This is a genomic window from Ruminococcus sp. 1001713B170207_170306_F1 (assembly GCF_015668065.1).
GTDB classification, from domain to species: domain Bacteria; phylum Bacillota; class Clostridia; order Lachnospirales; family Lachnospiraceae; genus Blautia_A; species Blautia_A faecis.
In genome coordinates, this window is record NZ_JADPEX010000007.1 from 120,048 (window position 1) to 143,158 (window position 23,111).

The following is a 23,111-nucleotide window of genomic DNA, read 5'->3' on the forward strand; positions in this document are numbered from 1 at the left end:
ACATTGAAATAAAGGGTGAAAATCATTATAATAATGTCAGAGTAACTGCCTGGAGCGTGTTTGAAAAAGGCTCTGGTTCGAAAGAGGCAGTGACAGCGAGTAACAGGATTACTGTTCCGCAGCAATGTTCTGAGAAGCGTGTTGCTGTGAAGTTTGTGGACAGTAACAAGAACACGAAAGACGTAAGGTGAATGATTTTGAAAAAAAAGATCGAACAGCTTTTAAACGGAAAGTTTGAATATGAACAGCCCCAGCTCCTTTTTTCCAAGGAGAAGATTTCCCTGACCATGAAAGCAGGGGAGACGAAGAGAGGGGAAGTGTACGTTGGAACAGAGGATAATCAGAAGATCCGCGGTTATGTTACTTCCTCCAGCCGCCGGGTGGTACCGGGAATGGACCATATTTCAGGAACTACTGTGCGTCTCCCGCTTGGAATTGATACGGTAGGACTTGCTCCCGGAGAAAACCTGAAGGGATGGCTGTGCTTTACTACAAATATTGGAGAGGCCCGTCTTCCTTTTGAAATTGAGATCGAAAAAGAGGAAATACGCAGTTTTTCAGGTGTGGTAGGGAATCTGGACGAATTTGTAAAAGTTGCCCGGGATGATTTTAAAGAGGCATTCCGTATTTTTAAAGATGCCAGCTTCACCAGAATTCTGGAAAATGAGGATCAAAAGATCCAGACACTTTATTATGGTCTGTCCAGACAGCCGGTGACATATCAGCATCTGGAAGAATTTCTCATTGCCGCAGGCAAGAAGGAAAAAGTAACCATAAGTGCCAGAGAGGTGGGCAAAGAATACTATGAGTTGAAAGACTCTTTGAAAGAATCTTTTTATATTCAGAGAAGCGGATGGGGGCATCTGCGCCTTGATGTGGAAGCTGTTGGAGAGTTTCTGGAAGTTCCCCGCAAGGTGGTAACAGACGAAGATTTTATTGGCAGCCATTATGAAGTGGAATATCTGGTACACAAGGAGAAATTAAGACAAGGCAATCAGTTTGGCAAAATTGTAGTAAAAAGCCCTTATCAGGAGATTACTTATACCGTTGTTGCATCCACAAGTGGTAAACTGGATGTAGATATCCGTCTGACTCAGGAGAAGAGTAAACTGGATCTTCAAAAAGACTGTCTGGCCTACTTGTGCTATGAGACTGCTGTGGCAAGCTGTCTTGCGGGAAAGGAGAATCCAGGGGTCAACAGCTGGATGGATTTTTCCACCTGGAGTGCAAGCAGCCACTATATTCTGAACCAGCTTCACCAGTCCGGATGTGATTATCCGGAATACCAGATGTATGAGGCCTTTCTTCTTTACATGGAGAACCATCATGAGGAAGCAAGAGCTCTTCTGGAAAGCTATCAGGATAAATCCTATACAAGAGATGATCTGGAGTTTGCTGGAATTTATCTGTATCTGTGCACGCTTACCGGTTTATATAAGGACAAGGTTCACGCCCTGTCCAGAATACGCAATTTTTACATGCAGAAAAGTGACAGTTTTCCGCTTTTATGGATTCTGCTGAAGCTGGATCCTGCATACAAGGAGACTCCGTCCAAGGCATTATTTGTGCTGGAAGAGCAGTTTGGCAAGGGCTGCAGGAGTCCGTTCCTCTATCTGGAAGCATGGAAGATCATCTGCAAGGACATGACTCTTCTTCACAGGCTGAACAGCTTCTGGGGACAGGTATTCCGTTTCGCGGCAAGAAGAAACCTTCTTACAGAGGAGCTGGTAATGCGCCTTGCATACCTTTCCGGATATGAGAAAGATTATAACGAAAGTATTTATCAGGCATTGGCAAAGGGCTATGATCAGTATTCTTCGGAGGATACCCTGGAAGCCATCTGCAAATATGTGATGAAGGGAAACCCAAGAAAGACCGAATATTTCCGCTGGTTTTCCCTGGCAGTGGAGCATGGGCTGCGTCTTACAAGACTTTATGAGTATTATGTGGAGACTATGGATACTTCCAGACGGATTGAGCTTCCAAAGGCTCTTCTCATGTATTTTACTTACAATAGCGATTCTCTTGGAGATTCCAAGCGGGCATTTATTTATTCCTGTATTATTGCAAATAAGGAAAAAGAGCCGGCAGCATACCAGCGCTATATGTCAGGTATGCGGGATTTCGCCAGGAAAAAACTGGCTGAGGGCAAAATGAATGAGAGCTATGCCGTCTTATATCAGGAGTTTCTGATGGAGCCTCGCACAAAAGAGGCGGCAGATTCCATTGCGCAGAAAATGTTTACCCACCGCCTTTATTTTGATGATAAAAAAGTCCGCTATGTGATCGTGCGCCACAGTCAGATGGAATCAGAGGAGACTTATACCTGTGTTCAGGGTGTAGCTTATCCAAGAATTTATACAGAAGATGCTGCTATCCTTTTTCAGGATGACAAGCAGCGCAGATACAGTGCTACTGTAGATTACAGTTTGAAGAAGACCATGGATGAGGATGGGGCAGTGAGAAAAGTTCTTGCCCTTGGCGTGGACGAGCCAGGTGTGCTTCTTCATTATTGCGAAAGCCATGAACTGGACAAAGATAATCTGGATATTTTTCAAAGACTGGTCAAATCCGATGCTTTTTGCATGGAGTATAAGCAGAAGGTACGTCGCAGGATTCTGGATTATTATGCAGAGCATGTATTTGGCGAAGATCTGGATCAGTATTTAAAGCAGATGGATTACCGGGAATATGCCCGTGTGGACAGGCAGAAGCTTCTGGTGGTCCTTATAAGCCGCGGCCTTTTTTCCCAGGCACAGGCCATTGTGGAGGAATTCGGCTATGAGGGCGTGGACATGCGAAGCCTTCTGAAACTGGTGAGCCGCATGATCGTGCGATGCGATATGCTGGAAGATGAGGAACTTCTGGCTTTGGCATCTGATGTTTACAGAAATGGATTTTATGATGAGGTGATCCTCACCTATCTTATGAAATATCGTTTTGGACCTGTGGATGAAATGTTTTCCATCTGGAAAAGTGCTGTGGGATTTGAAATGGATACCTATGATCTGGAGGAAAAAATCCTTCAGCTTCTCATGTTTACCACGGATTACCGCAAGGAGGGAGAGCATGTTCTGGAATCCTACATTCGCCATTCCGGAAGGGAGTGGATCGTAAGCGGATATCTGACCCATGTTTCCTATGGCATTTTTGTAAAAGAATACACCATGAGTCCTTTTGTGAAAAACTGTCTGTTGAATGCATATATGCAGAAATGGATGGTAAATGAAGTATGCTATCTGGCTTTGTTTAAAGAGCTTTCCAGGGAAAAGAGCAGAAAAGAAGCTCTTCTTTCCATAGAAAAAGAGCTTCTGAAAATGTGCATGGACAAAGAAATGGTATTTTCTTTCTTCCACAGACTTCCACCGGAAATTCTGAGCCTGTATCAGATGGATGATAAAACATGTGTGGAATATCACACCAGCCCGGAGGCGAAGGTAACCCTTGTATATGCTTTGGATACCGGACTTGGACGTGCGCTGGAATATAAGACAGAGCCTCTTAAGAATGTATATGAGGGTATTTTTACCAAGCCGTTTACCATGTTTTATGGGGAAACTTTGCATTATTATTTTTCAGAGGAATGTAATGGACAGACCAAAAGAACGCCAGAGCGGGTACTTGGAATGAGCAAGGTGGAAGGTACACCATTCAGCAAGTACCAGATGATTAATCAGATTTTGTCTGCGCGGAAACTGGACAAGCATCATGAGGTGAAACAGGGACTGAAGCAGTATTTCCGCCAGGAACAGTATGTAAAAGAAATGTTTGTCATTACAGAAGAGGACTGAATATATGAATGAAATTCGTGATTTGATCATAGGAATTGATTTTGGAAAAGATTATTCCCAGATCTGCTATTATGACCGGAAAGGGGAGGAACCCTGCTCTGTGTCCATGAAAGTTGGTGCCCAGGAGTTTGAAGCACCTACCTGTATTTGCAGGCGCGGAGAGCATAAAGAGTACACCATTGGTCTTGAGGCAGTTTATTTTGCCCGGGAAAAAGGGGGACAGATGGTGGATGACCTGTATGGAATCTGTAAGAAAGAAGACAGTGTGCAGATTCTGGGAGAACAGGTGGAGCCATGGGAGCTGCTTCAGGTTTTTCTGGAGGGTATGCTGAAATTTCTGGGAGTTGCAGATCTTGTAAAAAATACAAAATGCCTGGTGATCACAAGTCCTGAGCTTGAGGACCCCCAGGTGAAAAATATGGAAAAAGCCTGCCAGGCCATTGGTTTTTCGAAGAATCAGTACATGCTGATAGACCATGGAGAGAGCTTTTATTATTATTCCCTTACCCAGAAAAGAGAGACCTGGAACCGGAGTATCGGCTGGTATTCTTTTCACCAGGATGAAGTGAAGTTTCAGCAGCTGACTATGGACAGCAGCACAAGGCCGGTGCTGGTACGCCTTGAGGAGCCGAAGAAGACGGTCCTCCCATCTCTTACAGCACCTGAAGAAGAGGGAGAGAAGGCCGTGGAAGCCAGAGATGAGGCTTTCCGTGATTTTATTAAGGAGACTCTTGGAACCGGTCTTTTTTCCAGCATTCAGATCACAGGATATGGATTCAGCCCGGATTGGGCGAAAATATCCATTGGAAGCCTTTGCATGCAGCGAAGAAAGGTTTATTATGGAAATAACCTTTTTGCAAAAGGTGCATGTGCAGCTGGAAAGGAGCGCCTTGAGGATAAGATCCTGAAGGGGTACCGTTATATGAGTCCTGCTCTTGTGCTGAAAGATGTGGGAATGGAAATGCGGGTGATGGGTGCACCGGCATATTACCCGCTTATTGAGGCTGGTAAGAACTGGTATGAGTGTAAAGCTGGCTGTGAGCTGATCATGGATGATATAACAGAGCTCGTTTTTGTTGTTGGAACCTTCGGCGAGAAGCACAAGAAGAAAGTAATTATGGGACTGCCCGGACTTCCTGAGCGTCCCAATAAGACTACAAGACTGTCTCTGGCCCTTGCATATGTGTCACAGAAGAAATGCCGCGTTGTTGTAAAAGATCTTGGATTTGGAGAAATGTTCCCTTCCAGCGGCAAGGTCTGGGACGAACTGGTAGAGTGGTAAAGGAGGCTGGAAATGAGCGGTTATATTTTATGTCAGACAAAAAAGGCGGACAAGCCGTTTTTTGTGGAGAGTATCAATACCAATATTTACTCACTGGAGGAGCTTTGCTACTTTCTGTACCACAATCTTTATCTGGTGGATTCTTCTGTTATAAATGAAAATCTCTGTATCTGGATCAGCGAGGAACTGGATCTGCCAAGGCTGGCAGCCAAGCTACGTCCTCATCTTGGTAAATTTGCCAGTGCGGAGGATGTGCTTTATCCGGTATTTAAGGAGATCAATTATCTTACTTACGATGAGCTGAAGGCATTGAATGTAAAGCTTGCCAAGCTGGATCAGGAGGCACCTCTTCTTCGAAAAAAGAGAAAAGGGGATGCCCTGGTAGCGAATAAGATGTATGTAAGTGCCATCAAGGTGTATCAGCAGCTTCTGAAAAAAGAAGGGCTGGAGCAGATAAGACCGGGACTGACCATGAGTGTGTGGCATAACCTTGGATGTGCGTACAGCTATCTTTTTCAGATGGAGAAAGCAATGGAGTGTTTCTGGGAGGCGTTCCTTACCCAGAGCGATCCTAAGGAGCTGGTTTGCTATCTGCTTGCTTATCGTAGCGTGAAGAAGCCGCAGGAGTATGAGAACAGGCTGAAAGAGCTGAATGTATCGGAGGAAGTGAAGGATACTTTAAAAAAGGCATTGGATGAGTTTGCGCAGAAAAAGGAGGTCAGCATAAGACCAGGGAAGGCGGATGAAATGCTGGAGAAGCTGACTGGAGAGTATCATAGGAGCACAGGTTCGTGATGAACCTGTGCTTTTTCTAAAAAACTATATTGACAGAATTACTTTCGTATGCTACCATACAACCATGCTTTAACATGGTAGAGTGAAAACGCACTAAAATAATGAGAATTAGATTTCAGGAGGATAGATATTATGAAAAAAAGAATGCTGGCGATTATGATGAGTGCCTTGATGGCAGCAGGTATCTGCTCTGGTGTGACTGTTTATGCAGATGCCGACAGTAAGACCCTGACTGTTGGATTTGATGCAGAGTACCCGCCTTTTGGTTATATGGATGAAAGTGGCGAATATGTTGGTTTTGACCTGGATGTGGCGCAGAAGGTATGTGATAATCTTGGATGGGAGCTTGTAAAGAAGCCGATTAACTGGGATTCCAAGGATATGGAGCTGAATTCCGGAAATATTGACTGTATCTGGAATGGCTTTACCATCAATGGACGTGAGGATGATTATACATGGTCTGATCCATATCTGAATAACGAGCAGGTTATGGTAGTCACTTCCGATTCCGGAATTGAGACACTGGCAGATCTGGCAGGGAAGAATGTTGTAGTACAGGCTGCATCTGCAGCACTTGATGCTTTGAACAGCGAGGATAACAAAGAACTGACAGACAGTTTTGCATCCCTTACAGAGAATCCGGATTACAATACCGCATTTATGAATATTGATTCTGGCGCAGCTGATGCTGTTGCTGTTGATATCGGAGTTGCCAAATATCAGCTGGCTCAGAGAGAAGAGGGCAAATATAAGATTCTGGACGAGCCGATCCAGAGCGAGCAGTACGGCATTGGCTTTGCCAAGGGAAATGAGGAGCTTCGTGATACCGTATGGGCTGAGGTTATGAAGCTGTACGACGAAGGTGAGATTGATAAGCTGGCTGAACAGTATGGTGTGGTTGACATGCTTTGCCTGGGAGATGAGGAAGCAGCTGATAAGACAGAAGAGAGCACAGATGCGGCAGAAGAAAATGCAGATTCTGATGAGGCAGCTGATGCAGATGCTGCTGAGGATGAGGCTGAATAATTCACATAGAATATAAACAAGAATATATGTAAAAAAGAGGGTACCTGGCGCACCCTCTTTTCTTAGCGAGAAGGGGTCTGCTCCAAAAGAAGGAGCTTGATTCGCAGAATGTGAATTATAGAATGAAATGAAACGTGAAATGCGATCCCTTAGAACACAAGTATCAACAGGAGGAACACAGTAACTATGAGTTTTAGTGTAATGTTAAGCCAGCTTGCAAAGGGAATGACCGTAACTACGGAAATTTTCTTTGTAACCCTTATATTTTCCCTGCCACTTGGCCTTCTGGTCTGTTGGGGTAAAATGTCCAAAATAAAGATAATCAGATGGATCGTTTCTGCTTATATCTCCATTATGCGCGGAACACCTCTTATGCTGCAGCTGATGGTAGTATATTTCGGACCATATTTTATTTTTGGAATCCGAATTTCCATGGGTTACAGCCTGATCGCTGTATTTATTGCTTTTGCAATTAATTATGCCGCTTATTTTGCAGAAATCTACCGTGGTGGAATTGAATCCATGCCAGTAGGTCAGTATGAAGCAGCCAGAATCCTTGGCTACTCAAAAGCACAGACCTTCTTCCGCATCATTCTTCCCCAGGTATTTAAACGGATTTTGCCATCTATTACCAACGAAGTAATCACTCTGGTAAAGGATACTTCATTGGCGTTTGTTGTAGCGGTAGCTGAAATGTTCACTTTGGCGAAACAGATTGCCAGCTCTCAGACCACGATGGTGCCGTTTGTGGTAGCGGCTGTATTTTATTATGTATTTAACCTGCTGGTAGCAGTGATTATGGATAAAGTAGAGAAAAAACTGAACTATTACCGCTAATAATTTATCATCAACCTGCAGTGAATATACATTGTAAAACTGTGTGCGGGTAACCAGAAGGAGTCACTATATGAAATTATTTGAAATGAAACACATAAAGAAAAGTTTCGGAGCCCTGGACGTTCTCCCTGACATTTCCCTGGAAGTAGACAAGGGCGAGGTTCTTAGTATTATCGGTCCCTCCGGCTCTGGTAAGTCTACATTGCTTCGCTGTGCCACTGGTCTGGAGACACCAGACGGCGGCGAAATCATCAAAAACGGAAAAATCGGATTGGTTTTTCAGAATTTTAACCTTTTTCCCCATTTTTCCGTGATTAAAAATATTACAGACGCTCCTATCAAAGTCCAGAAACGAGACAAAAAAGAAGTCTACGCTCAGGCCAGAGAACTGCTGAAGAAAATGGGACTCTCAGATAAAGAAAACTATTATCCATACCAGCTTTCAGGTGGACAGCAGCAGCGAGTTTCCATCGCCAGAGCCCTTTGCATGAACCCGGATATTCTTTTCTTCGATGAGCCCACATCTGCTTTGGATCCGGAGCTCACTGGCGAAATCTTGAAAGTAATCAAAGACCTGGCAGCCGAGCATATCACCATGGTGATTGTTACCCACGAGATGAGCTTTGCCCGTGACATCTCCGACCGGATTATCTTTATGGATGACGGTCTGATCGCAGTGGAAGGCACCCCGGAAGAGGTATTTTCATCAGAACATGTAAGAATGAAGGAATTCCTTGGGAAATTCCATCAGGGGCTTGCTTAAAATCTTTGGATGTTATATAATCCCCTTGTATGTGGAAAAAAACAGTTGATCCGCAAAGTAAATGATAAAAACTTACTTAGAAACAGGAGAGAAAGAATGAGTACAGACAGATATACAAGCCCTTTGTCTGAGCGTTATGCCAGCAAGGAAATGCAGTACATTTTTTCACAGGATATGAAATTCCGCACCTGGAGAAGACTCTGGATCGCTCTGGCAGAGACTGAGAAGGAGCTTGGACTGAACATCACCCAGGAACAGATTGATGAACTGAAAGCTCATGCAGACGATATCAATTATGATGTTGCCAAGGCACGTGAGAAAGAAGTACGTCACGATGTTATGTCCCATGTATATGCTTACGGTGTGCAGTGCCCGAAAGCAAAGGGAATCATCCACCTGGGAGCAACATCCTGTTATGTAGGAGATAATACAGACATTATTGTTATGACAGAAGCTCTGAAGCTGGTTCAGAAGAAACTGGTAAACGTAATTGCAGAGCTTTCCAAGTTCGCTGACAAATATAAAGATCAGCCTACACTTGCATTTACCCATTTCCAGCCTGCACAGCCAACTACCGTTGGAAAGCGTGCCACACTGTGGACACAGGAATTTATGATGGATCTTGAAGATCTTGAATATGTTCTTGGCACCATTAAGCTTCTTGGTTCTAAAGGTACTACAGGTACACAGGCAAGCTTTCTGGAACTGTTTGAAGGAGACCAGGAGACCATCGACAAGATCGATCCGATGATCGCTGCCAAGATGGGATTCAAGGAATGCTATCCGGTATCCGGACAGACCTATTCCCGTAAAGTTGATACCCGTGTTGTCAATGTTCTGGCAGGAATTGCAGCAAGTGCACACAAGATGTCAAACGATATCCGTCTTCTTCAGCATCTGAAAGAAGTAGAGGAGCCATTTGAGAAATCCCAGATCGGATCTTCCGCTATGGCTTATAAGAGAAACCCGATGAGAAGTGAGCGTATTGCTTCCCTTTCCAGATATGTGATGGTAGATGCCCTGAATCCAGCCATCACCTCTGCTACCCAGTGGTTTGAGAGAACCCTGGATGACTCCGCCAACAAGCGTCTTTCCGTACCGGAAGGCTTCCTTGCAATTGACGGAATCCTGGATCTGTGCCTGAATGTTGTAGATGGCCTTGTGGTTTATCCGAAGGTTATCGAGAAACACATGATGGCTGAGCTGCCATTTATGGCAACTGAGAACATTATGATGGACGCAGTAAAAGCAGGTGGAGACCGTCAGGAGCTTCATGAGCGCATCCGTGAGCTTTCCATGGAAGCAGGCAGGAATGTTAAGGTAGAAGGTAAGGACAACAACCTTCTTGAGCTGATCGCAGCCGATCCGGCATTTAACCTGACTCTGGAAGAGCTTCAGAAAACCATGGATCCGAAGAAATATGTGGGACGTGCCAAAGAGCAGACCGAAAGCTTTATTGCAAAAGTTGTAAATCCGGTTCTGGATTCCCACAAGGAAATGCTTGGAATGACAGCTGAGATTAATGTATGATAAAAGGTTGTTGTTTTCTTTTTTAATGAAATTCAGATCAGACACAGGAGGAATTTGAGTTATGATCAAAGCAGTAGTTGGAGCAAACTGGGGAGATGAAGGTAAGGGGAAAATTACCGACATGCTCGCTGAGAAAGCTGATATTATCGTTAGATTCCAGGGTGGTGCAAATGCAGGACATACCATTGTAAACGACTATGGTAAATTCGCACTTCACACTCTGCCGTCAGGTGTATTTTATGGACACACCACAAGTGTGATCGGCAACGGTGTTGCACTGAATATCCCTGTATTTTTCAAAGAATACAATGAGGTTGTAAGCAAAGGTGTTCCGGCACCGAAGATTCTGATCTCTGACAGAGCACAGATGGTTATGCCGTACCACATTCTGTTTGACCAGTATGAGGAAGAGCGTCTGGGAGGCAAATCTTTCGGTTCTACTAAATCCGGTATCGCACCTTTCTATTCTGACAAATATGCAAAAATCGGTTTTCAGGTAAATGAGCTTTTTGACGAGGATCGCCTGAAGGAGAAACTGGCAAGCGTTTGTGAAACTAAGAACGTTCTTCTTGAGCACTTATACCACAAACCGCTTCTGAACGTTGATGAGCTTTTTGCAGAGCTGATGGAATACAAGAAGATGGTTGCACCATATGTATGCGACGTTTCCTTGTATCTGAATAATGCACTGAAAGAGGGCAAGGAGATCCTTCTTGAGGGACAGCTTGGAACTTTGAAAGACCCTGACCATGGTATTTACCCAATGGTTACCTCTTCTTCCACACTGGCAGCATATGGTGCAATCGGAGCAGGTGTGCCTCCATATGAGATCCAGAAGATTGTTGTTGTAAGCAAGGCTTATTCCAGCGCAGTAGGTGCCGGTGCATTTGTTTCCGAGATTTTCGGAGAAGAGGCTGACGAGCTTAGAAGACGCGGTGGTGATGGCGGAGAATACGGCGCTACCACTGGACGTCCGAGACGTATGGGATGGTATGACTGTGTTGCATCTAAATACGGCTGCCGTCTTCAGGGGGCTACAGATGTGGCATTTACAGTACTTGACGTACTTGGCTATCTGGATGAGATCCCGGTTTGTGTTGCTTACGATATCGACGGAGAGATTACCACAGACTTCCCGACCACAGCCAGACTTGAGAAAGCAAAACCGGTGATCGAGAAGCTTCCAGGATGGAAATGCGATATCCGTGGAATAAAGAACTATGAGGATCTTCCGGAGAATTGCAGAAAATACATCGAATTCATCGAGGAGAAGATCGGATACCCGATCACCATGGTTTCCAACGGACCAGGAAGAAACGATATTATTTACAGAAATAAATAATTTGGAAAAAAGCGGCTGCGTATCAGACGCTTGTAAGTAAGAATACATTACTGGTTACAGAGTGATCGGTAATTGAAATGTGACTGCGCCGGAGGTTCTCTCCGGCGTATCTTGTATCTAGTACATCGAATATTAAGTAACTGCCATATTGACTTGTCTGATTTTTATTTGCTGCGCCAATATAGCAGAAACTTAATTTTCGATGCTCTAGATGACAAAAAAGAAAACGGATTTTATAAAGGAATAAAGAATGAAAAATTTTAAACGTGCAGCTGCCATTCTGGGAGTGGTAGTCTTACTGGCAGTTTGCTGTCTGCCTATGATCTTTGCTTTTGGCAGCGGCGACAACGCACAGGGGAATTTTAAGGCAGCAGTAGGTACTGTAATTCTGGTGCCAGTGCTGGCTTATGTATTTCTTATGGTTTATAAACTTTTGAAGAAAGAGGAAAAGGAGGTCGCAGGCGAAGTGAAAAACATAATTTTTGATGTGGGACAGGTATTGGTTTCCTATGATTGGGAAAGCTATTTGAAAGCGTTCCACTTTTCGGCAGAAGAAGAGAAGCTGATTGCTGAGAAGGTTTTTAAGAGCCAGATCTGGAATGAGCGTGACCGTGGCCTGTTTCCTGAAGAAGAATACCGGAAACAGTTTATCGCAGAACTTCCGGCCGAGTACGAAGCGGATGTAAAGCGTGTGATCGAAGAATCAGGAAAAACAATTGGAATTAAGGATTACGCCGAAACCTGGACCAGCTATCTGAAAAGCCAGGGCTATCATCTGTACATTCTGTCAAACTACAGCCAATTCATGCTGGATCAGACAAGACCAGGTAAAATGCCTTTTCTGAAAAATATGGATGGTGTGATTTTCTCCTGTGAGGTTCAGCAGATCAAACCGGAGGCTGATATTTATGAGACACTTCTTTCCAGATTCGGTTTAAAACCGGAGGAGAGCGTTTTCCTGGATGACCGCCCGGAGAACTGCGAGGCTGCAAGAAAGCTTGGTATTCATGCCATTGAATTCCATGATCTGAAGCAGGCTGCAAAGGAACTGGAGAAGCTTGGAGTAAAATAGAAAAAAACAGCAAAACAGGAAAGTTAACGCCCCGGCTTCAGCTAGTACTTCAGAAGCCGGGGCGTTTCGGGGAGGATATAAGTTAATCTCGCTTATCTTTTGTATTGCATCATCATTGAAGGGGGTTCAATGAATTTGTTGGTTCATTTTACTGAACACTCATAGTATGAACCTGTTGCAGTCTTTTTATACATATGTTACAGAAAAATAGTATGAATTTTATGAAAAATCTGGAAGAAAATTTTGGAGAAAAAATAAGATTTGTGTTTTTCAGCAAAAGATGGTATAATAATTTTCAGCTGTAAAACGGCATAATTACGAAATTTTGTTGAAAAGAGGAATAAGAAATGAGCGACAAGACCATTTTAGAGCAGTGGCGTGCCATTGCCTATGACCAGCAGGCAGATCGTAATAAACTTCAGCAGTTCTGGGCAAAATATTTTAACATTGAGAAGAACATTTATGCACAGCTTCTTGAGAATCCGGACGAAGTAGTTACTGGTACAGTTAAAGAGCTGGCTGAGAAATATAATCAGGAAGTGCTCACCATGGTTGGTTTCCTTGATGGAATCAATGACAGCCTTAAGGTTCAGAATCCGATCGAGACTATGGATGAGAATACTACCGTAAGTCTTTGCTTTGACAAAGAGCTTCTTTACAAGAATATGGTAGACGCTAAAGCTGACTGGCTTTATAATCTTCCACAGTGGGACAAGATCTTTACCCCGGAGAAACGTAAAGAGCTTTATCTTGAGCAGAAGAAATCCGGTACTGTTGTTAAGGCACACAAGATCGGACGTAACGATCCGTGTCCATGCGGAAGCGGAAAGAAATATAAATTCTGCTGCGGAAGAAATAAATAAGAGAATGTGAATACTGACCGGGATCCGGTGGATTCCGGCTGTGGGGACGGATTGCAATGGTGGATAACTGCCAGGCAATCCGTTTCGTGTATATTTATAGGAAAATTAGTTGATTTATGAGTTCTACAAGTATGAATCAGTTTGCTTTGTGCGAGTAATGAGTGAAACACGCAGAGTGGATTTGAATTTAGAAAGAGAGAAGAGAATTTGAGTTTATTTTGTTTTTGCGCCGGGATTTTAAGCCTGGCTTATTATGTGCTGATCGTGGTATATGCTGGCATTACAGCTGATTTTGCCTGGTTCTGGGTACTGCTTACAGCGGTTCTGGAAGGCAGCGCAGTACTGATCCGCTATGGCAGAAATCATCCGGGAATTTTCCCTGGATGGCTGGGAACTGTGATCATGGTGGCTGTGCTGATCGGAAGTGTCTGTTTTGGATTTATCTGCAGCCGTGTAATTTCCGGAATGAAGTCTTCCGGGAAAAAGAACCTGGATTATGTAGTTGTGTTAGGTGCTCATGTAAAAGGAGATGTACCATCCAAGGCTTTGGAGCTTCGTCTGAAGGCGGCACTGAAATATGCCAGGGAGAATGAAGATACCACGCTGATCCTTTCCGGCGGACAGGGCTTTGGGGAGGATATTACGGAAGCAAAATGTATGGAGAATTATCTGACAGCGCATGGTATTTCACAGGAGCGGCTGGTGTTGGAAGAGAAGTCTACAAGCACGAAAGAAAATCTGAAATTTTCCGATGAGCTTACCGGGTGCAGTAAGAAAAATACGGGAATATTGTCAAATAATTTTCACGTGTACCGGGCAGTAAAATTGGCGGAAAAGCTGGGATATAAACATCCTTATGGAATTGCGGCGGTATCAGATCCTATTATGCAGGTGCATTATGTGGTGCGGGAAGTAGCAGCACTTGTAAAAGAAAAACTTCGGGGAAATATCTAATTTTTTATCATCTTTATTTTGCAGATTATTGACAAACCCAAAACCCAAGGCTATAATGGGACACAGTGATAAGAAAACACGTTGACGAGAAGAGTAAACTGTGGAATGTTTCAGAGAGAGGCAGGCGGCTGGAAATGCCTTATCAGGAAACAGTTGAAAACTACCTCCGAGTGGCCCTAATCCGGTCCGGTGATTCCGTTACCATCAAATAAGTGGCCTGGTTTACAGATACGTATGCTATGGCAAGCAGGGTGGAACCGCGAGTATATTCGTCCCTTACAGTGTGAGAGCATTGTAAGGGACTTTTGTTTTTCACGAGCAATGAGTTAAAGTCCACGTTTGTATGTGACCTTGGAGACTGCAGCTCGTCTCGTCCCTGCATGGGAGTACAGAAAATGTTTGGTTTTCAGTGCTCAGTCAAACGTTACCATACGTTTTTCGTATCAGACAGTTTCCTGCCGGATACAGTTTCAGAAAAAGAAAAGGAGACACGAATCATGATTATCACATTAAAAGACGGTTCTAAAAAAGAATACGCAGAAGCAAAATCCGTTATCGACATTGCATCTGATATCAGCGAAGGCCTTGCAAGAGCTGCATGTGCAGGAGAGGTTGACGGAGAAGTTGTTGACCTTAGACATGTAGTTGACAAGGACTGCGAGTTAAGCATCCTGACATTTGAGGATGAGGGTGGAAAAGGCGCTTTCCGTCACACCACATCCCACATTATGGCACAGGCAATCAAGAGACTGTACCCGGATGTAAAGCTTGCAATCGGACCATCTATTGCAGACGGATTTTATTATGATATTGACAGCGAGAACCCGATCACCACAGAGGATCTTGCAAAGATCGAAGTTGAAATGAAGAAAGTGGTAAAGGAAGCACTTCCGATTACCCGTTTTACCAAATCCAGAGAAGAAGCGATCGCATTCTTCAAAGAGAAAAATGAGCCATATAAAGTGGAACTTATCGAAGATCTTCCAGAAGATGCTGAGATCAGCTTTTATCAGCAGGGTGAGTTTGTTGACCTTTGTGCAGGACCTCACCTTATGACAACCAAACCGGTAAAAGCATTCAAGCTTACCAGCATTGCAGGTGCTTACTGGAGAGGAAGTGAGAAGAATAAAATGCTTACCAGAATCTACGGAACTTCTTTCACAAAGAAAGCAGATCTGGAAGAATATATTACCCGTATGGAAGAGGCGAAGAAACGTGACCACAGAAAGCTTGGTAAAGAGCTTGGTCTGTTCATGATGAGCGACGAAGGTCCTGGATTCCCGTTCTTCCTTCCTAAGGGAATGGTTCTGAAGAATACTCTTCTTGATTACTGGAGAGAAATCCATCAGAAAGCAGGATATGTTGAGATTTCCACACCGATCATGCTGGCACGTCATCTTTGGGAGACATCCGGACACTGGGATCATTACAAAGAAAATATGTATACAACTGTAATTGACGATCAGGATTTTGCAATCAAGCCAATGAACTGTCCGGGAGGTATTCTTGTATACCAGTCAGAACCACGTTCTTACCGTGATCTGCCGCTTCGTATGGGTGAGCTTGGTCTGGTACATCGTCATGAAAAATCCGGACAGCTTCACGGACTTATGCGTGTACGCTGCTTTACACAGGATGATGCCCATATCTTTATGATGCCGGAGCAGATCCGTGAGGAGATCAAAGGGGTTGCAAAACTGATTGACGAGGTATATCAGCTGTTTGGTTTCAAATATCACGTAGAGCTTTCCACACGTCCGGAAGATTCCATGGGAAGTGATGAGGACTGGGAGATGGCTACAGACGCTCTTCGCGGAGCTCTTGACGACCTCGGGCTTAATTATGTAGTAAATGAGGGAGACGGAGCGTTCTACGGACCGAAGATTGACTTCCATCTTGAGGACTCCATCGGAAGAACCTGGCAGTGTGGTACTATCCAGCTTGATTTCCAGCTTCCGCTCCGTTTTAATTGTGAATATGTTGGTGCTGACGGCGAGAAACATCGTCCGATCATGATCCACCGTGTTGCTTTTGGATCCATCGAGCGTTTTATCGGTATTTTGATCGAGCATTTTGCAGGTGCATTCCCAACATGGCTTGCTCCTGTACAGGTGAAGGTGCTTCCGATTTCTGATAAATATATGGATTATGCAGAAAAGGTTGTAAACGAGCTGAAAGAGGCTGGTATTCGTGTCGAAATTGATACCCGTGCTGAGAAAATCGGTTACAAGATCCGTGAGGCAAGACTTCAGAAGATTCCTTATATGCTGGTTGTTGGTGCCAAAGAAGAGGAAGAGGGCAAAGTTTCTGTAAGAAGCCGTTTCCTGGGAGATGAAGGTGCGAAGGATCTTGGGGAGTTCATTACTTCTATCAAAGCTGAGATCAAGAGCAGAGAGAACCGTAAGGTAGAGGTTCAGGAAGAGCAGAAATAAGCCGGATTTCCTGAAAAAGTTTTAAGTGAATAAATAAGAAAGTGATTTCCATATAAAAGAAAGGCGCTGCTGTGAGATGCGGCGCCTTTCTTGAAAATATTAATATTGTTATAAAATATAGCTGGATTAGGTGGAAAATATATAATCTTGTGAATTATAGCAGATGAATACATTATTCGGAAAAGTATTTCGCCTTGATCTCATCTACTGGCATTTCTTTCCCTGTCCACAGACGGAAAGCTTCAGCCCCCTGGTAAAGCAGCATATACATACCATTGAAGGTACGGCAGCCAGCCTCTCTTGCTTCGCGCAGGAAGCGCGTCTCACGGGGATTGTAGATCACATCTGACACGATCAGATCCGGATGATAAAGACTGGTATCTTCAATAATGGACCCTTCTGTATCAGGAGCCATCCCCACTGAGGTGGCATTGAGAAGAAGCGCACTCTCGGAGATAGCCTGTGCCAGTTCTTCTTTATCCTTGTTTTCGTGAAGAATGGCCTGGCAGGGAAGAGTGGCGTTGATATTTTCCACCAGCTTCTGTGTGCGGTTCCAGAAACGACTGGTCTCACGGGCAAAAATATGGATTTTTTTTACCCCGTCAAGGGCAGCCTGTGCACAGATGGCAGTAGCTGCACCACCGGCTCCCATGATGGTGATGGTTTTTCCGATCACATCATATCCTGCATCTCTGACAGCCTGCATGTAGCCTACACCGTCAGTGTTATAGCCGGTAAGGCGTCCATTGTCATTGACTACGGTGTTCACAGCGCCGATCAGTCGGGCAGCAGGGGAAAGCTCGTCCAGAAGCTCCACGATCTTGTTTTTGTTTGGCATGGTAAGGTTGAAGCCACGAATTCCGCAAGTTTTCAGTCCCATGACAGCAGTTTCCAGATTTTCCTCGTTTACATTGAAGCAAAGATAAGTGTAATCAAGATCAAGAAGATGGAATGCTTCATTGTGCATAAGTGGTGAAATACTGTGTGCCACCGGACTTCCAAGAAGTGCGGTAAGCTGTGTGTGACCGGTAATTGGGATCATAAGGTACCTCCTGAAGTTTCTATTATTTTGAAAGTCCAAGGCAATAGCAGTGACTGATCTGGGGTAGAGCGTGTTTGAAAAATCATTCCCGCAATCTGCACGCCCCACTTTGCGGTATATTTCACCCGAATTCGGTTGCCGTAGCCCGCTACGGCGCCCTCATCCGAGCGAAATCTCCCACAAATTGTGACGCACATCTTGCAGAAAGCCTTTTTCAAACACGCTCTAGTATGAACAGCCTTAAGATATTGGAACATGAACTTTCATTTAGTTTAAAACTGGAAATCATTAAAGTATTACTAAGTATATATTATTCTATGAGAAAGGAGATGTCAAGAAATGACAAAACCTATTCAGATAAAGAACCTGACCATTGGAGCAGGAATTCCGAAAATCTGCGTTCCTCTTACTGGAACCACCAGAGAAAAAATCTGCCAGGAAGCAGAGGATGCGAAAAAAGCGGCTGCAGATCTGGTGGAATGGCGTGCAGATTTCTTTGAAGAACTGATGAATCCGGAAGCCTGCCAGAATGTGCTTGAAGCGTTGGCAGAAATTCTTGGTGAAACACCACTGCTTTTTACAATCCGGACAAGTGAGGAAGGCGGAAATATTACCATTTCTCTGGAGGATTACGCTGCCTGCAATATAAATATTGCAAAAGGCAAAAAGGCAGACCTGGTTGATGTGGAAGTTATGAGTAATTCGGAAGAGAAGAAAAAGCTGGTGGCAGAGCTTCAAAAAGAAGGAGTCAAAGTGATCGCTTCTTCCCATGATTTCCACAAAACAGACAGCCAGGAGGTTCTTTTAAACCGCTTCCGCGAAATGGAAAAATCAGGCGCTGATATTTTGAAAATGGCGGTAATGCCTCATGGTTTCGAAGACGTGGCAGCAATTATGGAGGCAACAAATGCTATGAGACAGGAGTGCGAAAAGCCTTTGGTATCCATGGCAATGGGAAGTATTGGTTCTATTACCCGAATTTCCGGAGAGAACTTCGGCTCTGGCATTACCTTTGGAACAGTTGGCGCCGCATCTGCACCGGGACAGTTTCCGATTGGAGAACTGAGAAGTCTTCTGGATGCTTTACATGAGAAAAATGAAGAAGACGAATTAAAGCAGTAGAATTAATTTTGCACGAAGCATGAAAAAATGAATTGCTTTAATTGAAAATAATATTGACAGAATTAATTTAGAACAAAATAACGAAAAATGACAGATCATGCTGTCGATTTGAGGCGAGAAATTCTTAGGATTTCCCGCCCCTTTTTGACAAAATCTGCGCCCTCTGTGACCGTATAATGGGTTCACTTACCAAAGTGAAGGATTGACGTTACCGCAAAAGGTAACGGACGACAGGCCACAGGGGGCTTTTTATGTATTATGATGTATACATAGACATCGTCTTTCTGACGAATCTTTTAATGGATTACGTTCTTCTTCGCATTGTAGGAAAGCTTTTCCTGCGAAAAAGAAATCGTGGAAGGATTTTGCTGGCGGCAGCCGTTGGCGCTCTGTTTTCCTGCCTCATTTTATATGTACTGCCGGATATGATTTTTCCTGCAAAGGTACTGCTCCATGGCGGCTGTGCCTGGGGCATGCTGGTTCTTGGACTGGATCTTAAGAAAAACGGACTTCTGGTAAAAGCTCTGGTGACTGTTTACCTGATGGCTTTTTTCATGGGAGGTCTTATGGAAGCGGCACCTGTAAAAAAGGCGACACCCATACGTTTTTTGATTGTTGCCGCAGGAGCCTACATGGGACTTAGTGCACTGATCTATCTTAGCGATTCTTTCCGTGCCAGATGGAAAAATATTTATCCAGTTACCCTGTCCTATCGGGGAAATGTACAACCGTTTTTCGGGCTTTTGGATACAGGAAATTTTCTTGTAGACCCCATCAGCCAGAAGGAGGTTTTTATTATAAAACCGGAGGTTCTGGAAGCATTGCTTCCTCAGGAAAATGCAGACAGGCTGAAACACCTTAAGGAGAACCCAGGGGAGCTGGAAGGTACAGAGCCGGCTGACTTGCATCCGCACTTTTTGCCCTATAAGACAATCGGGGAGGAAGGCGTGCTGTTGGCAGTGGTGTTAGATGACCTTTGTATTCACACTCCCAGGGAGGTGATTCATGTGGCAAATCCGGTGCTGGCGCTGGCCGTGGAACCCTCTGCTTTGGGAAAAGAGTACCAGGTACTGTTGAATTCCAGAATATTGCATTAGGAGGGGGACTTATTCATGAACAGATCAGCAAGTGCAGCTTATTATCCATTTCAGGTAATGCCCAGATTCCTGCTCGGCAGACAGGGAGAGGTTTATTATATTGGTGGAAGTGATATTCTGCCGCCGCCACTGGAAACACAAAGAGAAGCGAGGATCCTTGAAAAACTGGGTACACCAGAAGAGAAAGAAGCTAAGTCTACCTTGATCGAGCACAATCTCAGGCTAGTGGTCTATATAGCCAAAAAGTTTGATAATACAGGCGTGAGTGTGGAGGATCTGATCTCCATTGGTACTATCGGGTTGATTAAGGCAATCAATACTTTTAACCCGGTAAAAAATATTAAGCTGGCTACGTATGCATCCAGATGTATTGAAAACGAAATTCTTATGTATCTCAGACGTAACAGTAAGACGAAAATGGAGGTTTCCATAGATGAACCACTGAATGTGGACTGGGACGGAAACGAACTTTTGCTTTCTGATATTTTGGGAACGGATGATGATGTGATCTCCCAGAGGCTGGAGAACGAGGTGGAGATCAAGCTTCTTGGAAAAGCAATTTCCAAGCTTTCTCCAAGGGAGCAGACGATTATCAAACTGCGGTTCGGGCTTGGAAGACAGGAGGGAAGGGAGAAAACACAGAAAGAAGTGGCGGACCTTCTGGGGATTTCACAGTCTTATATTTCCAGGTTGGAAAAAAGGATCATGAAGAGATTGAAGAAGGAAATTGTGAAGTATGAGTAAAAGTGAATAGCTGCAAGTTGAGGCTTTGCATGGTCTGCTTCTGTTGTTCATACTGTCCAGCCTTTCAAATATTTGTGGCTTCTTTGTCCATGTAAGCATGGCTTGGAGGGAATCTTTATCAAAATAACAAAATGGCGCAAGCAGGCTATGGGTTGATTTGGAAATTATACTTAGCGAAAAGAAGGGCAGAATATGGGCGTGTATTGGAATAATAACGGCAAAAATGGGAATTCTACAATAGACATAGAGGATAGTTTTATTATTTCATATGTAAAGAAATGGATTTACAGTAAAGGAGATACGCTTATGAATGCCGATGTAGAATTTCTAAATTATGTGTATCAGAATTCCCAGATGGGCATAGACACTTTGGAGCAGCTGCTTGAGATCTCGGAAGACGAAAAATTGCAGACATGTCTGGAAAAGCAGATTGAGGGCTATCGAAAGTTCCATAACGAAGCCAGGGATATTCTGAATCGGAGCGGATATGACGAAAAAGGTCTTGGCACCTTCGAAAAAATCCGCACCTACCTTATGGTTAACCTCCAGACCATGGCCGACGACTCCACCTCCCACATCGCCAAAATGCTGATCCAGGGCAGCAGCATGGGAATTACGGAAGCCGTGAAAAAGCTTCATCAGTACGAAAATGACGTGGAGAAAGACATCAAAAAACTGATGGAACGGCTGCAGGAATTCGAAGAGGAGAATGTGGAGAAGCTGAAGGAATTTCTGTAGGAAATAAGGCGGCGGGGGAGATGCTTCCAGATGAAGGAAGTATTTATCCTCCGCCAGTTTTGCGCAAGGATATTATGAAATTACAATTATTCATAGAAAAAATTAGTTTAAGAATTTTGAGCTATATAGTTGTCTAGATATTCCTGTGCCTGGTTTTCAGAAAACTGAAATTTCGTCATTAGTTTTTGAACAATGGCATCTGAAGAGAGGTTAAATTCCAAACACATTTCAATAGTTGCCTGGATTTTTCCATTCCGTTCTCCGTCTTCATAACCCTCTTCCCGAAACATACGCAAGGTTTTCTCTTCATCATATTCATAAATACTCATAGCTTTCGCCTCCGCTCGGTTCTTTAGTAAAAAATCCCGCAGGATGTTTTCATGGATACATTCGGTAATTGCCTTCTCAACTGCGTCAGTCAGTGGCATTTCAGCAGAATAGGTACGAATGCGAGCAACATATTCGGAGTAATCACGAAGGGTATGACAGGCATTCATTAATTCCTGGTTATGCCCCTTATTGATGTTAAGCATAACCGCTTTCAATTCCAACGCTGGTTGGTCGGTTGTTGGATGAAATAACTCTGAAAGAAGAAATTCTGTCCTGTCTGGCTGCGACTTCACACCATTATAAAAGATTACGAAGGAAGGCAGCGGAATCTGCACTTTCTTGGAACCATATATGTTCATGTCTTTCGTATAGGCTGAATAAATATCTGTTATGTACATGAGAAAGCGTAAAGGTAGGTTGGGATTTACCGTGGACTGTTGTTCATAAAGTGCCAGGCGCATATCAATAATAAAGGAAAGATCATTTTCCATTGTCATGTAGATTGCGTTATCCAATGTAGTAATTGTTAGCATTGCAGGATCATCATAATGAGTTCCGTTAATTGCATTGTAAAGTTTCAGTAATTCTGATTTGTCATTAAAAATCATCTTGTAGAGTCGATCCTTGTAAATACGGTTTACAGGTAAAGATACATTGTTCATAGAAGACCTCCTTATAAAGATGGTGGAAGGCCTCTTAATGTAAATCTCTACATTTTGGTCAGAAACCTTCCTGCTGCTATATGGGAAAAGCATGAGATTTCTGAAGCGGCAGAGCGCCGAAGATACCAGAGATGATATTAAATAGACTTACTGAAATGAAATGCTTTGTTATAGTATAGCCCATGGCGGGCTAAAATGCAAGAAAAAGAGTTCGACATGATTCGACAAATAATTTGAACAAAAAAATATAAACTTTTTTGTAAAAAGTGCTTGACGATTCCTTGCGGCAGTGGTATAGTAAACAAGCTGTCGCAAGGAATTGCTTCTGAAATACTGAAAAATAAAATAGTTTTCAGAAAATTCAAATTAACTGTTGACAATCGACTGAACTTATGGTAAAGTAATCAAGTCGCTTGAACAGAACGACAGAAACAAACAACTTTATACAGCTTCTTGAAGGTCTGAAAAAACTTTATGAAAAAAGTGCTTGACAAGATCTGAAAGATATGATAGAGTGAATAGGCTGTCGAAAAGAGATGACAGACAAACAACCTTGATAACTAAACAGTGAAACACATACGATTCTCGAAAATTCTTAACGAATCATCATTCAAAAGAATGAACTTTTTATAACAGTAATGACGAGAGATAACTAAGCTAGTTGGTTGTCTTGAGTGCATCAAACACTT

20 protein-coding genes are annotated in these 23,111 nt (G+C 43.6%); 17 read left to right on the forward strand and 3 right to left on the reverse strand.

Annotated elements, in window-relative coordinates:
- The first annotated feature begins 197 nt into the window (after positions 1-197).
- The 12 genes from I4V84_RS19875 to thrS all read left to right on the forward strand — a co-directional run bounded on the left by I4V84_RS19875 (position 198) and on the right by thrS (position 16,687).
- Positions 198-3,791, forward strand: a complete 3,594-nt coding sequence (locus tag I4V84_RS19875; protein WP_243284042.1) for a DUF5717 family protein — start codon at positions 198-200, stop codon at positions 3,789-3,791.
- Between the two features lie 4 nt (positions 3,792-3,795).
- Positions 3,796-5,073, forward strand: a complete 1,278-nt coding sequence (locus tag I4V84_RS06700; protein WP_187564991.1) for a DUF5716 family protein — start codon at positions 3,796-3,798, stop codon at positions 5,071-5,073.
- Positions 5,074-5,085: 12 nt separating this feature from the next.
- The gene (locus I4V84_RS06705) at positions 5,086-5,868 is read left to right on the forward strand and encodes a hypothetical protein (RefSeq protein WP_173719316.1); all 783 of its coding nucleotides are present in this window, start codon (positions 5,086-5,088) and stop codon (positions 5,866-5,868) included.
- A gap of 132 nt (positions 5,869-6,000) precedes the next feature.
- Positions 6,001-6,894 carry an amino acid ABC transporter substrate-binding protein gene (locus I4V84_RS06710; protein ID WP_195589042.1) on the forward strand — a complete coding sequence of 298 codons (894 nt, stop codon included), beginning with the start codon at positions 6,001-6,003 and terminating at the stop codon, positions 6,892-6,894.
- A gap of 186 nt (positions 6,895-7,080) precedes the next feature.
- Positions 7,081-7,731 carry an amino acid ABC transporter permease gene (locus tag I4V84_RS06715; RefSeq protein ID WP_173716412.1) on the forward strand — a complete coding sequence of 217 codons (651 nt, stop codon included), beginning with the start codon at positions 7,081-7,083 and terminating at the stop codon, positions 7,729-7,731.
- Between the two features lie 70 nt (positions 7,732-7,801).
- Complete coding sequence (locus tag I4V84_RS06720; protein WP_195991458.1) at positions 7,802-8,494, forward strand: amino acid ABC transporter ATP-binding protein; 693 nt, start codon at positions 7,802-7,804, stop codon at positions 8,492-8,494.
- A 96-nt stretch (positions 8,495-8,590) separates the two neighbouring features.
- A complete protein-coding gene (gene purB, locus I4V84_RS06725) occupies positions 8,591-10,024 on the forward strand; it encodes an adenylosuccinate lyase (RefSeq protein WP_118578518.1) in 1,434 nt (477 codons plus the stop codon).
- Positions 10,025-10,085: 61 nt separating this feature from the next.
- Positions 10,086-11,366 carry an adenylosuccinate synthase gene (locus I4V84_RS06730; RefSeq protein ID WP_118578517.1) on the forward strand — a complete coding sequence of 427 codons (1,281 nt, stop codon included), beginning with the start codon at positions 10,086-10,088 and terminating at the stop codon, positions 11,364-11,366.
- Between the two features lie 250 nt (positions 11,367-11,616).
- Positions 11,617-12,438: an HAD family phosphatase gene (locus I4V84_RS06735; protein ID WP_118578516.1), complete on the forward strand. Its 822-nt coding sequence runs from the start codon at positions 11,617-11,619 to the stop codon at positions 12,436-12,438.
- A gap of 347 nt (positions 12,439-12,785) precedes the next feature.
- Positions 12,786-13,301 carry an SEC-C metal-binding domain-containing protein gene (locus I4V84_RS06740; protein WP_118578503.1) on the forward strand — a complete coding sequence of 172 codons (516 nt, stop codon included), beginning with the start codon at positions 12,786-12,788 and terminating at the stop codon, positions 13,299-13,301.
- Positions 13,302-13,508: 207 nt separating this feature from the next.
- A complete protein-coding gene (locus I4V84_RS06745; RefSeq protein ID WP_195991459.1) occupies positions 13,509-14,255 on the forward strand; it encodes a YdcF family protein in 747 nt (248 codons plus the stop codon).
- A gap of 494 nt (positions 14,256-14,749) precedes the next feature.
- Positions 14,750-16,687 (forward strand): threonine--tRNA ligase, encoded by a 1,938-nt coding sequence (thrS, locus tag I4V84_RS06750; RefSeq protein WP_334285731.1) that lies wholly within the window; start codon positions 14,750-14,752, stop codon positions 16,685-16,687.
- 172 nt (positions 16,688-16,859) lie between these two features.
- On the opposite strand, the gene I4V84_RS06755 is transcribed toward thrS, so the two are convergent.
- Positions 16,860-17,729, reverse strand: coding sequence for a shikimate dehydrogenase (locus tag I4V84_RS06755; RefSeq protein WP_173716416.1), 870 nt, complete (start codon positions 17,727-17,729; stop codon positions 16,860-16,862).
- A complete protein-coding gene (locus tag I4V84_RS20350; RefSeq protein WP_306467801.1) occupies positions 17,726-17,926 on the reverse strand; it encodes a DUF6783 domain-containing protein in 201 nt (66 codons plus the stop codon). The genes I4V84_RS06755 and I4V84_RS20350 overlap by 4 nt, the downstream gene beginning before the upstream one ends.
- Between I4V84_RS20350 and I4V84_RS20355 the strand changes: the two genes are divergently transcribed.
- The 5 genes from I4V84_RS20355 (at position 17,846) to I4V84_RS06775 (ending at position 21,430) form a co-directional block, all read left to right on the forward strand.
- Positions 17,846-18,229 (forward strand): DUF6783 domain-containing protein, encoded by a 384-nt coding sequence (locus I4V84_RS20355; RefSeq protein ID WP_334285732.1) that lies wholly within the window; start codon positions 17,846-17,848, stop codon positions 18,227-18,229. The two genes, I4V84_RS20350 and I4V84_RS20355, sit on opposite strands and share 81 nt — an antisense overlap.
- Positions 18,123-18,851, forward strand: coding sequence for a type I 3-dehydroquinate dehydratase (aroD, locus tag I4V84_RS06760; RefSeq protein ID WP_334285733.1), 729 nt, complete (start codon positions 18,123-18,125; stop codon positions 18,849-18,851). Before I4V84_RS20355 ends, aroD begins: the two co-directional genes overlap by 107 nt.
- Positions 18,852-19,102: 251 nt before the next feature.
- Entirely contained in the window at positions 19,103-19,948 is an 846-nt protein-coding gene (locus I4V84_RS06765) for a sigma-E processing peptidase SpoIIGA (RefSeq protein ID WP_195991461.1), read from the forward strand.
- A 15-nt stretch (positions 19,949-19,963) separates the two neighbouring features.
- The gene (gene sigE, locus I4V84_RS06770) at positions 19,964-20,692 is read left to right on the forward strand and encodes an RNA polymerase sporulation sigma factor SigE (RefSeq protein WP_118584312.1); all 729 of its coding nucleotides are present in this window, start codon (positions 19,964-19,966) and stop codon (positions 20,690-20,692) included.
- A gap of 192 nt (positions 20,693-20,884) precedes the next feature.
- A complete protein-coding gene (locus I4V84_RS06775) occupies positions 20,885-21,430 on the forward strand; it encodes a hypothetical protein (RefSeq protein ID WP_334285730.1) in 546 nt (181 codons plus the stop codon).
- 107 nt (positions 21,431-21,537) lie between these two features.
- On the opposite strand, the gene I4V84_RS06780 is transcribed toward I4V84_RS06775, so the two are convergent.
- Complete coding sequence (locus I4V84_RS06780; protein WP_148463753.1) at positions 21,538-22,422, reverse strand: hypothetical protein; 885 nt, start codon at positions 22,420-22,422, stop codon at positions 21,538-21,540.
- Positions 22,423-23,111: the final 689 nt, after the last annotated feature.